The organism is Leptolyngbya sp. FACHB-711 (genome assembly GCF_014695615.1).
Lineage (GTDB): Bacteria > Cyanobacteriota > Cyanobacteriia > Elainellales > Elainellaceae > Leptolyngbya_A.
The window spans coordinates 1-11,830 of record NZ_JACJOR010000453.1; the positions used below are offsets into that span (position 1 = coordinate 1).

An 11,830-nucleotide genomic window follows, 5' to 3' on the forward strand; every position below is an offset into this window, starting at 1 on the left:
AATCTCTTAAAATCTAATCCGAAACCCGTTTCTATCTTTTGGCTCTAGGCTCTCAATCTTGAGGCTTAGAGTTTTTTATTGTTTGATTAAACGATCGCTCAAAAGGAGTAAAACTCTCAGCAAATTAACAAAGAATAAGTCCTAGCTTTACGGTAGCTCTAAAGAACATTTCAAAATATCTCACAAGTGACAGAGCTTATTTTTCTCAAGCTTTGTTGGAATAGAATTAAGACAGTAATGGAAAGTGTCACAGATGAATGCTCCTCAGTGCTGGAGCGACTTTCCGGGGATTTTGCCATCCCCTAACATCAGGGTTTTCATCATTCATTTATATTGCGGCTAGTGCTTTAAGGAAGCTTTAAATAGTTTTCCGCGATTGCTTCTGGAAACTTTCCGTTGCTTACTGTTGTTGATCAATGTACAAACGTGCAGCCCCCTGAAAATCGTCATGTTAAAAGATACAGGAAACCGTTTTTTCAAAGCCCGCTCGATCCAAGTTTCCAATATCTCTACAAAATGGAATGAAAGAATTGGTGGTCGCGGAGATGCCTTCGATGATTTTCGCCTTAATGTAACGAATCGAAGCAGCTTTACTGCTAATTTGAAAGGACTGAAAGCAAACGCCGATTTGTCGTTGTTTGATGGTCAAGGAAAGCTGTTGCAGAAATCCCAGCGTCTTGGACAACAGGCAGAACGGATTAATGTCAATGAACTTCTGCCGGGAACCTATTTCCTGCGCGTCAAGGGTAACAAACAGAGTGCAACTGGCTATCGGCTCAGTATGAGTACGGGTGCCGTGAATCGTTTTATTCCTAGCCCAAACGGTCCGAGCGGCTCACCTGTAGTGAAGCCAGGCGTGGAAGACAATACTGCTCCTTCCCTCTTCAGCAATGGCATTGCGATCGGTCGAGGCGGTACGGCTTCGATTTCTCGCAACTCGCTTCGAGCCATTGATGCCCAGCAGGGCGCAGGAGATTTGACCTATACCGTGAAGAATTTGCCCAAGTTGGGTAGCCTCTTCCTCAACGGCAATCGGCTGAGCGCAGGCAGCACCTTCACCCAGGCAGATCTGGATGCCAACCGCATCAGCTATCAGCAAAATTCGACAAAGGCGATCGCCAGCGGAACCATTGACGCAAACAGCCTCAAGACGGCAGGTGTTAACGCAGTCTGGTCAGCTCAAGACGGTACAGGCGACTCGGAAATCTTCCTTTTCAACGGCAGCAGCGTGCAGCAGCTCACCAACAACACAGTGACAGACAGCAAGCCGCAAATCGCTGGTGATAATGTGGTTTGGCAGAGCGGCGCGGGCGCAAACGCCGAAATCTACCTCTACAAGGGCAGCACCGGACAAACGCTGCAACTCACCAACGACGGCAGCGCAGACTCCGCACCCCAAATTTCGGATTCTCACGTTGTATGGCAAAAGCGATCGGGCAATCAGAGCAGCGTCCAGTTTTATAATCTGAGCAATGGCGCAACGGGCACGCTCAACAACAGCACCAGCAACGGCGACAATCAACCCCTGCTAGCTGGAAATAAAGCGGCATTCCTGCGCGATAACGGCATTTACTTCGCAGATTTGAGCAGCGGCACCGTGACTCAGGCAAGCAGCAATGCCGCCAGCTACGCCGACACGTTAAAGGGCATCACAGGCAACACGGTAGTTTGGGAAAGACGCTACAGCGCAACGGGCGACACGGACATTCTCTATAACACCAACCCCACTTCGCCCATTTCTGCCCAAAACGTTAACAGCAGTGCGGTCTTTAACGATACGAATGCGATCGTTGCCGGAAACACGATCGCCTTTATCCGCAACCAGACCAGCGGCAGCACTGCCGACGGCATTTACCTGTTCAACCTCGGCACTCGCACCGAGCAACAGCTTACGGGTAGCCTGCCCAGCAATGCTCAGCTGACCGGGCTGTCGGGTTCGGACATTGTGGGCCAATCGATCGTTCCTGGTCAGGTGAAGACCTTTGTGTATCGGGCGGGTGCGCTGGCTCAGCTTGATGGTGGTGCAGTGCAAGAAGGAGCGGCTTCGATTTCGGGTTCAACTCTGATGTGGCTCGGTGGTAACAGCCTGAACAATCCGAATCAGGTGTTTCTGTACGACAGCGCAACCCGCAGCGACAGCTTTGGCTTCAGCGTCAGCGATGGCGGACTCTCAACCGATGGCACGCTGAATATCACGATCGGCTAAACTCCCTCATCTCCCCGCCCTTCTCCAACCGAGAGCGAAGGAGCGCGAGACATAGAGCATCATTCTTGAAAATACTCTCTCACGGCTTTCACGATCCGTTCGGCGGCATGACCATCCCCGAACGGATTGACCGCATTTGCCATCGTGCGATATGCCACTGGATTGCTGAGCAGGTTTGCCGATTCTTCCAGGATGCGATCGGATGCTGTACCAATTAGCTTGGCGGTTCCGGCGTCGATCGCCTCTGGACGTTCGGTGGTTTCGCGCAGCACCAACACCGGCTTGCCCAGACTAGGAGCTTCTTCTTGCAGTCCACCAGAGTCGGTAAGCAGCAGATAGGAACGCTGGATCGCGCCGACAAGTTCTGCATAGTCCAGCGGTTCGGTGAGGAAGACGCGGGGATGATCGCCCAGGATTGCCTGAAGCGGTTCGCGTACGGTGGGGTTGCGGTGCAGGGGCAACAGCAGGGCAGCGTCGGGAAATTTTTCCAGCGTTTGCAAGAAGCCGTGAGCGATGTCCTGCAAGGGTTCGCCCCAGTTTTCCCGCCGATGCACCGTTGCCAGAATCGTTCGACAACTTTGCCAGTCCAATCCGGAGATATCGCAAGCAGGCTGGCGATCGGCAACCGTGAGCAGCGCATCGATGACCGTGTTGCCCGTGAGGTGAATTTTGCCCATCACGCTCGATCGCTCTAAGTGCTGCACCGAAAGCTGGGTAGGTGCGAAGTGAAGCTGGGTGATCTGGGAAATCAATCGCCGATTCGCTTCTTCAGGGTAGGGGTTAAACAAGTCGTTGGTTCGCAGTCCCGCTTCGACGTGCCCGACCGGAATTTTTTGATAGAACGCTGCCAGAGCTGCCGCAAATGCAGTCGTCGTGTCACCTTGAACCAGCACCATCTGCGGCTGCTTTTCTTGGAAGAAGCGATCTAAGCCGCGCAGGGTGCGATCGGTGATATCGGTGAGGGTTTGCCCGTGCTGCATGATTGCCAAGTCGTAGTCAGCTTGCAGACCAAACAAATCCATCACCTGCGCCACCATTTCTTGATGCTGCCCGGTCAGCACAACCTGCGTCTCAAAGTCAGCCTGCTCTCGACATTGCCGAATCACGGGCGCAAGTTTAATGGCTTCAGGACGAGTGCCGAGAATAATACAGATCCGAATGGGTGGATTTGCCATGACCATGAATCAAAAAGACAACTGCGAGCGTAACAGCCTGAGCGTGTGCTTGAGAAGTAGGGGGTGAGTGCCCGGGACATCGCCGCTCCCGGCTACGCCTAACACATCCTACGTCGAATTGGCTGCGCTGCTATGGCAAAAGCGATCAATTCAGCCCAAACCAACCCAAAATTCCAGCCCAAAATCTTAGCCGAGAATCTGTACCGGGCTGCCCACTGCAAGCGTGCCCCTGCTGCGATGAATCAGGTTTTGCCCAAAGATGACGCCATTTTCCCAGCGGCGATAGGTTGCCAGCGTTGCCAGGGGTTCTTTGCCGCGATCGGTGGTTTCCTGGTCGATGGTGGTGATAATGCAGCGAGTACAGGGCTTCACAACATCAAGCGGCACGTTTTGAATCTGGATTTGCTGCCACTCGTCTTCGGCATAGGCAGAACAGCCCGATACAACAAGATTGGGACGAAAGCGGTTCATGGGCAGGGGTTCAGCAAGTCGTCGGTTCAGGTCATCGAGCGAGGCTTCGGAGACCAGCAGCAGGGGATAACCGTCGGCAAAACTGACCTGAGCCGTTTGTCCCCGATCATATTTGGCATCAATCGGACGATCGTATCCTGCCCCGATTCGCACGAGACGGCAGGGAATACCCATTGCCCGACTGAACCACTGAGCGACAGCTTCGCCCTGATCGATCGCTTCACATTGATCGCCCCAAACCCTGACCTTGATTGTTTTTGCAGATTCTGCCGCCGAGTCAGGCTGCTGCAAAGGTACAAGGAAATCGCGCTGTCCAGGAGCCATCAGATACAGCGAATCTGCAGTGATCACAGGTTCCACTAATGCCAACTCTGGCAAAGTCCGCTGCGTCAAAAACTCGCCTTCGGGCGTGACAACCATCCACTGACGATCCCACTGCAAGCCCCAGGGCGTGAGTTCTGCGGAGGTGACTGCTGTGCCACGACAGGACTTGATTGGGTAAATATGAACGGCACTCAGTATGGGATTCGACAAAGCGGACGGAGAAGCAGACATGGCGGCGATCTGTCTTTGAAGGTCAGTTCATAGTCTATCGCTCAATCATTTTGGCTAACCGGAAGAATATCGATCGGCAGATTGAGCGGTAACGTGACGGTAAATACAGTCTGGGCTGCGCTAGACTCGACCTGAATCGCGCCCTGCAAATGTTCCACCAGCTTTTGCACCAGTGCCAGCCCCAAGCCTGTGCCGCCCTGCTTCCAGGGATCGGTACTGGGAACGCGGTAGAACTTGTCAAAAATTCGGGGCAGCTCATCGATCGGAATCTTGATGCCTGAATTGCAAACTGTCAGCAGAATCTTTTGCGAGTCAAGGGCGGCTTGCAGCACAATCTGCCCTCCCGGCGGCGTGTATTTGCAGGCGTTGTTCAGCAGTTCTGCCAGGATGCGATCGAGGCTGCTGGGATCGCTGGTCAACTTTGGCAGAGAGCTCTTGGGCAACTCAAGCCGCAACTGCTGCTGACGGTTTTGGGCGCGTTCTTGAAAGGGTTCGATCAGGCGGGGCAACCAGTTTTCCAGATCGATCGGTTCCAGAGTCAGTTCGCGTTTGTTAGCTTCTAGTTTTTGCAGGTCGAGCAGGTCGTTAATTAAGTTAATTTCGCGATCGCATTCCTGGTTCAAAATTGACAGATATTGAAGCAAGCGAGCGTCAGGTTCAAAGTTTGCCCGCTGCATTGCCACTTCCAGCATCCGCATCGACAGCTTCATATTAGAAACGGGCGTACGAAGTTCGTGTGACACCGTGCTGAGAAATTCATCTTTGAGTCGGTTGACTCGCTCTAGCTCGGCGATCGCCTGCTGAAGCCGTTGTTCTGCCTGCTTGATCTGGGTAATATCCCGTCCAATAATCAAGGCAGAAATCACATTTCCCTGTTCATCCAGTTCTGGAACCGCCCACGACTGATAAAATCGTGGACCTTGCGATGTGTGAATCGGAAATTCGATCGTTTGCGGTTCTTGGCAATCGAATACCGGCTCAAGCTGCGGGTAGCACAAGTCGCTGAGGTTGGACGAAAGACCGATTTCGCCCTTTGTTTTGCCAATACAGTCCTGCTGCGGAACGCCGAAAGTACGCGAAAAACTGGGACTGACATAGAGAAATTGTCCTTCCCAGTTAACGCGCATAATTACATCAGGCGAATTCTCAACCAGGGTGCGATACTCCCGTTCTCGCTGTGCCACGGCTGCCTGTGCCTGTTTGCGCTCTTCCTCGATCCGCACCCGCCCGGTAATGTCTAGACAAATGCCGCCCACAGCGTAGAGATTGCCCTGATCATCGAATAAGGGAAACTTGTTGGAAAGATAAACGCACTGCTGCTGATGGATATACAGCACTTCTTCGACTTCGATTCGCTGTCTGCTGTCTCGCACCTGCTGAAGATGTTCAAACACAGTTTCGGCAAGATAATCTCCCGTTCCAGCCCGAGCACTGCCCCAAACAGACTCGGCAGAAAAGCCAATCAACTCCTGCCGCGATCGCCCGACCAATTCCTCATAGCGACGGTTCACCAGCAAATGGCGATTTTCTAGATCCAGCAGATATATCAGCAGGGGGGAATTATCTAAAACAGCTTCAAGCTGACGTTGACTATTCTGAAGTGCCGTTTGCGATGCCTGCAATTCCTGAGTGCGCTGCTGTACGATCGATTCCAGTTCCTCATTAAGCTGCTGCAAGTCTGCCTGAACCCGGCGATAGTCGGTGATATCTTCAACCAGCACCAGCAAGTGCAATTCGTCGTTCAGTTCGATCGTTTCTGAGGCAATCCGGGCAAGTCGTTTCTTGCGGCTGCGGCTGTGAAACCACCATTCGACTGGTTCTGATGTATGCAGCAAAAGCGACAGCAAAAATGCCCGCTCCTGTGGTTCAAAAATGCTCAGCTCGATCGAGGTTTTGCCAATTAATTCTTCGCGACTATATTCGACTAATTCCAGAAAGCGATCGTTGGCTTCGACAAAGTAGCCATCAGCTAAACGAGAAATACACATCGCGACTGGACTGGCGCAAAAGGCTTTAGAAAATCGCTCCTGCATCTGCCGCAAATGGTGTTCAGACAACTGCGCTCGATCGGCAATTTGTCGCAGAGCGGCTGCATCATTTTGAAGCTGTTTCCCAACCTCGATCGGATTCAGTGAGTGGTTCGGGTCAGACGAATTACCCTGAGGCAGATTACTTTGCAGGCGATCGAGCCGTTGAGCAATGATCCTCAATAGATCCGCAGCGGATTCAAAAGATGGTTCAACGTCACCGTCTAAATTTTGACCAGAATGACTCACAATAGGCGAAGAGTTAACTGAAGGATTACCTTTCCAGCCTACTTGGGTTCTGGCAGTACACCGTTAGATTAGCTTGAAAAGAGGGCTTTATACCGCTGAAAACTTAATGAATTGTAACGACTCACTGCGATTTTGCGCCATCGGGCGGAACGGCGATCGGCTCGATAAATTCGTCGATCGGCAGTCCTGAAATATCAAATTCCTCGGTGGGTGCTTCCATCACATCTTCCAGGCTATATTCATCGAGCAAGTCATTAGTTGAAAGATCTTCTGCGGGATGGTTTTCTGCAGATGGGTCGCGCATAGTTTTCGTCTCGGCTTAAGGTGTAAAACGATTTGCAGAACGGTATGTAGAACAGTATGCAAAACGATTTGTAAACGGTTTGCAGAACAGGATGTAGGACGGTTTGCAGAACAAAAAGAATCTCCTGAATGGTTCATCTTACCGATCAGGAGACCTGGATAAAGAAAAGAATTTAGATGTTCAAGCAGTCCGACTCACGCTATCTCAATATCGGCTTAGTATGGGCCCACGATCGGCTCAGTATCAGCTCAATAGTGACTCAATAGTGGCTTAATATGGGACTGAATGACCGATCGAACTTGATCACAGAGCGATAATGCCTTAGTAAAATAACCATCACCGTCTGTTTAACTTTGCTGTTTCAAGTTGGCGTCGCCGTGTATTGACTACACCGTTGCCGCAGACTTCATCCGATCGTCACCGTACACAGAGCCATCTGGCTGAAGCGACTGACCTTCAACAAAGGAGCGCAGCATCCATGCCATTTCTTCGTGCTGTTCCATAATGGCGGTTAGGAAGTCAGCTGTACCTTGATCGTGAAAGTCATCGCCACACTGGTCGATGTGCCCACGCAAGCTGCGAATAATTTGCTCATGGTCATCTACCAGTCGCAGCACCATGTCGGTTGCCAAAGGAATTTGACCCGGCTCTTCTTTGATCAGAGACTTCTCTACGAAACCAGCGGCAGTCCCGATCGGGTAGCCGCCCAGCGCACGAATTCGCTCAGCAATGGCATCGATATTTTCCGTCAGAATTTGATACTGCTCATCCCACATCTGATGCAGAGAGCGGAACTGAGGACCAACCACGTCCCAATGGAATTTTCTGGTTTTGACCAGCAGCAAATAGGTACTCGACAAATCCTGATTCAGCAGCTCGATTACGCCTTGACGCTGCTCTTCTGTTAAACCAATGTTAATCTTACGTATCATCGCTTAAGTTCCTAACAATCACTCCAGTTACCAGTTCAACAAATTTCCCCTCGAAAGAGCATCAACCTACAGAGAGATCAGTTTTTCTTGTATTTGCTACACCATTTGCTCAACGATCGCTTCTTCGATTTCCGCCGATAGTTCCATCACTTCGGGCTGCTCATCCTCGATCATCAATTCGTCGATCGGCTCAGCAGGAATCACGGGCGCATACTGCACCATTGCATCGGGCGGACCATAAAGCCACTCTTGCTGTAGTTTGACGATCGCTTCCTCTTTTTGCTTTGCTTCGATTTCGATCCAGGGAACCGATCGATAGCAGCTCGGCATGATTGTGATGTAATCGCTGTGACGCTGATCGCGAAAGAACTTGTCGCCGTTAGAAATATGCACTAACTGCCATTCAGGGTTTGTCCAGGTTTGGCGAGCCGCTTCCAGCATTTCTGCCACGCTAGGGTCTTCGTAGGTGTCTACTTGCTCGTGAATCACATGATGGTGGGCATCGAATACCATTGCCACCCCCGCCGCCTGACAAATCTCAAAAATCTGGCGGGCATCATAGGTATATTCATCGTTTTCCAGCGTGAGCCGCGATCGAATGTTGTCCGGCAAGCTGCGAATGGTGTCGATTAGCCGCTCTGCTCGATCGCCTTTGCCGCCGTGGATATTCATTAACGCCCAGTTCGATTGGGGCTGCCCCAGCATATCCATCACTCGCGCATGGGTTGCCAGAATTTTAATGCTGTTTTCGATCACTTCCGGGCGATCGGAGCTGAGCACCACAAACTGATCGGGATGCAGCACGAGCCGCACGCCAAGCTGTTTTGCCCGCTGTCCCACTGCCCGCATTGGCTCCGCAAACTCTGGTAAAACGGCTTCTCCTACCGTATCGTCTGCAAAGGGAAACATTCCCGATCCCATACGATACAGCGAAATATTGCGGCTGTGGCAAAACTCGATCGCCACCCTTAATCGTCGCAGGTTCTCAGCATAGAGTTCGCGTAAAATTTGCGCCTGGGTTTCCGGTTCTAGTTGCAGCAGCCGTTTGCGGGTTGTTGTTTTAAACCGAACATCTTTAGATGCCGTAATGCAAACCAGCCCCAACTTAGGCAAGATTTGATTAGTTTGCGGTGACATCGCAGGCAACGTTTGAACAGTCGATTCGTTCTCCATAAACGCAGTCTCGCAGTGCAATTCTTTGATGCGATCGTTTTCTAAGTTTCTAGATCGTTTTCTAGACGTTTCTAAACGTTCAGTTCCGTTTTATCTTTGGTTTAATCGCATTTCCTTAAGCTAAACGGACTGCAACGCGATCGCCCTCTATCTTTTGAGAAGCCTTTTGAAACGGGTGGGAGGGGGTTACAGAAATGAATTGAGACGATCGGCTTCAGCGATTGGCTTAACAGAAGTTTTGCAAGATCTGGATGGGCAACTTAGTTATCGAACCTGTTCTGTAAGAACATCACCTTTCCGATAGATTGCTGACAGGAACAGGAGAAGCTTCCTACTTACGATAGAGAGAAAAAGGCAAACCCTTTAGATGATAATGTTACAAAACTCCCATCAGATTTGCGATACTGCTAAAAGCCTGTCTCGTTTTATGTTTATGCTTTATCCCCCACACGGACAAACTAATTCGTCCGGTCTTTTCTGGCAATTCTCGCTTTCCTGAAGCATCAAAAAAGAAGCAGCGAGGAAAGAACTGTGAATCACTCTGTGAATAATGCCGGGAACGACGAGAGCAATACGAGCGGTGAAGCGAAAAAAACCAGGCTTAGCAGAGAATCGCGATCGGCTTCATCCACTTCAGTTAAAACAATGCATCCGCAGACGCGCCAGGTTTTAGAACGAATGACGGATGCTTTTATCGCAGTCGATTTGTCTGCTGGCAAGCAAGATGGGCAGGGAAGCTGGACAATCTTTTACGTGAACCCTGCCGCCGCGCAGCTTTTGCATCGATCGCCGGAATCGTTAGTGGGTCAGAGATGGCAAGACGTATTTCAGGAAACTGGCACCGAAGAAATTAGACAGCAGCTTCGACAGGCAGTTGAAGAAAGTCAATTATCACCAGCAGATAGATCACCAGCAGATAGATCACCAGCAGGTAATTATCCTGAATCGATCGAGTTTGAAGCATTTATCGCATCGCTTCAGATTTGGTTAGAAATACGTGCTTATCCATCCTCGGAAGAACTTTCGATTTATCTGCGCGATATTACCGAAGTAAAACGACAGAATGTAATTCAGCGACAGCGAACGGAACAGTTGCGAGAACAGCAATGGCTGCTTCAGCAAATTACTGAGACGACACCCGGCATCCTCTATATTTATGATTTGATCGAACAGTGCAACGTTTATGTCAGTTCACAAATTTATCGATTGCTCCGCTACACTCCGGCTGAAATTCAGGAATTGGGCGATCGTCTTCTTCCCTTGCTGATTCACCCAGAGGATCTGAGCAAATTTCCGGAACACATCGCCCGCTTTCAATCGCTACAGCACGGAGAATTTCTCGAAAACGAGTACCGAATGCGTCACCGAAACGGCGAGTGGCGATGGTTTAGCGGCAGGGATACGGTTTTTAGCCGCACTGCAACTGGACAACCGAAGCAAATTTTGGGCAGTGCTTACGACATCACGAACCGCAAGTCTTTAGAGCAGCAGCAGCAGTTTTTGCTGGAACTGAATGACTCGATGCGGCTTCTAAGCGAACCGGAACAGGTAATTCAGGTGACAGCTGCCCTGGTAAGCCGTTATTTTCAGATCGATCGCTGTATTTATGGCGAAGTCGATGCTTCCGAAACATGGCTGATGATTCATCCGCAAATTTGTCACGGCGTCATCAACCCTGCCACCCAGTATCAAATGTCAAACTATGGCTCCGATTATCTGGATGACTTGAGACAGGGACAAACCGTGGCAATCGCAGATGTCGCAACCGATGCACGCTGTGCCCATTTCCGCGAAGCTCTGGTGGCAGAACAAACGCGATCGTCTCTGACCGTCCCTTTGATTAAGCAAAATCATTTGGTTGCCGTGCTGAGCCTTAGCCACACGCAGCCCCGACCCTGGACAACCGCAGAAATTCGCCTGATCGAAGAAGTTGCCGATCGCATCTGGTTTGCAGTCGAAAGTTTGCGAACTCAGCGTGCCCTGTGCGAGAGCGAAGCCCGATTTCAGCGATTGGCGCACAATGTTCCTGGTGCAATCTGTCGCTATGTTCGCACTGCCGAGGGCGTAGATTCCGTGCCCTATATCAGTCCGAGCTGCCGTACTCTGTTTGAGGTAGAACCCGAAGTCATTCAGCAGAATGTGACGGTGCTGTGGCAAATGCTGCACCCAGACGATCGCGAAGAGCTAAAACAGGTGATTGAAACTTCGATCGCCACGGGAGAATCCATTCACTGGGAAGGTCGCTATCTCTTACCGTCAGGCAAGCTGAAGTGGGTGCGGTATGCCTTTCGCCCCGAGCGCCAACCGGATGGCTCAGTTCTTTGGGATGGGGTGGCGACCGATGTGACCCAGCAAAAAAACCAGGCAGCCGAACGGGAAAGGCTTTTGGCACAATCCCAGCAGTATGCTCAGCAGCTTGGCGGCTTAACCGAGGCAGCGCTCGCCGTGAATGCCGTTCTTTCGGTCGAAGAAGTGCTGCAAGTGATCACGGCTCAGGCGCGATCGATTATCGGTGCTCATCAAGCCGTCACCGTGCTAAAAACCGGAGACACGCTGGCAGGCGCAGTTTACAACATCTCCACCTCAAAAAAGTATCGGGACTGGAAGAACTACGCCGCAAATCTCTCCGAAGAAGGCATCTATGCGATCGTCTGCAACACCAATCAGCCTATTCGCATGACCCAGGCAGAGCTAGAGGCACATCCCTGCTGGCAAAACTCTGGCAGCGACACTGAAGA

The 11,830-nt window shown here is 51.0% G+C and carries 8 protein-coding genes; 2 read left to right on the forward strand and 6 right to left on the reverse strand.

All coding sequences use genetic code 11. The annotated features are described in order from the left end of the window. Window positions 1–448 precede the first annotated feature (448 nt). On the forward strand, window positions 449–2,206 hold the full coding sequence (locus tag H6F80_RS20410; RefSeq protein ID WP_190793361.1) for a cadherin-like domain-containing protein: 1,758 nt from the start codon (window positions 449–451) through the stop codon (window positions 2,204–2,206). A gap of 59 nt (window positions 2,207–2,265) precedes the next feature. Here H6F80_RS20410 and wecB read toward each other — a convergent pair whose 3' ends face one another. The 6 genes from wecB to uvsE all read right to left on the reverse strand — a co-directional run bounded on the left by wecB (window position 2,266) and on the right by uvsE (window position 9,092). Next, window positions 2,266–3,381 (reverse strand): non-hydrolyzing UDP-N-acetylglucosamine 2-epimerase, encoded by a 1,116-nt coding sequence (gene wecB, locus H6F80_RS20415; protein WP_190793362.1) that lies wholly within the window; start codon window positions 3,379–3,381, stop codon window positions 2,266–2,268. Between the two features lie 186 nt (window positions 3,382–3,567). Further along, window positions 3,568–4,407: an MOSC domain-containing protein gene (locus tag H6F80_RS20420; RefSeq protein WP_199296709.1), complete on the reverse strand. Its 840-nt coding sequence runs from the start codon at window positions 4,405–4,407 to the stop codon at window positions 3,568–3,570. Between the two features lie 41 nt (window positions 4,408–4,448). Then, a complete protein-coding gene (locus H6F80_RS20425) occupies window positions 4,449–6,683 on the reverse strand; it encodes a PAS domain-containing sensor histidine kinase (protein WP_190793363.1) in 2,235 nt (744 codons plus the stop codon). A gap of 121 nt (window positions 6,684–6,804) precedes the next feature. After that, on the reverse strand, window positions 6,805–6,987 hold the full coding sequence (locus H6F80_RS20430; RefSeq protein ID WP_190793364.1) for a hypothetical protein: 183 nt from the start codon (window positions 6,985–6,987) through the stop codon (window positions 6,805–6,807). Between the two features lie 386 nt (window positions 6,988–7,373). Then, window positions 7,374–7,919: a Dps family protein gene (locus H6F80_RS20435; RefSeq protein WP_199296710.1), complete on the reverse strand. Its 546-nt coding sequence runs from the start codon at window positions 7,917–7,919 to the stop codon at window positions 7,374–7,376. Window positions 7,920–8,015: 96 nt separating this feature from the next. Next, window positions 8,016–9,092: a UV DNA damage repair endonuclease UvsE gene (uvsE, locus tag H6F80_RS20440; RefSeq protein ID WP_242067479.1), complete on the reverse strand. Its 1,077-nt coding sequence runs from the start codon at window positions 9,090–9,092 to the stop codon at window positions 8,016–8,018. A gap of 531 nt (window positions 9,093–9,623) precedes the next feature. On the opposite strand from uvsE, the gene H6F80_RS20445 reads away from it, so the two are divergent. Then, the coding region (locus H6F80_RS20445; protein ID WP_190793365.1) for a PAS domain-containing protein at window positions 9,624–11,830 on the forward strand (2,207 nt) is incomplete at its 3' end.

Excerpts from the sequence above, each read along its gene's own strand:
- H6F80_RS20410 (WP_190793361.1), top strand. The coding sequence starts at position 449 with ATGTTAAAAGATACAGGAAACCGTTTTTTCAAAGCCCGCTCGATCCAA.
- wecB (WP_190793362.1), bottom strand. The coding sequence starts at position 3,381 with ATGGCAAATCCACCCATTCGGATCTGTATTATTCTCGGCACTCGTCCT.
- H6F80_RS20420 (WP_199296709.1), bottom strand. The coding sequence starts at position 4,407 with ATGTCTGCTTCTCCGTCCGCTTTGTCGAATCCCATACTGAGTGCCGTT.
- H6F80_RS20430 (WP_190793364.1), bottom strand. The coding sequence starts at position 6,987 with ATGCGCGACCCATCTGCAGAAAACCATCCCGCAGAAGATCTTTCAACT.
- H6F80_RS20435 (WP_199296710.1), bottom strand. The coding sequence starts at position 7,919 with ATGATACGTAAGATTAACATTGGTTTAACAGAAGAGCAGCGTCAAGGC.
- uvsE (WP_242067479.1), bottom strand. The coding sequence starts at position 9,092 with ATGGAGAACGAATCGACTGTTCAAACGTTGCCTGCGATGTCACCGCAA.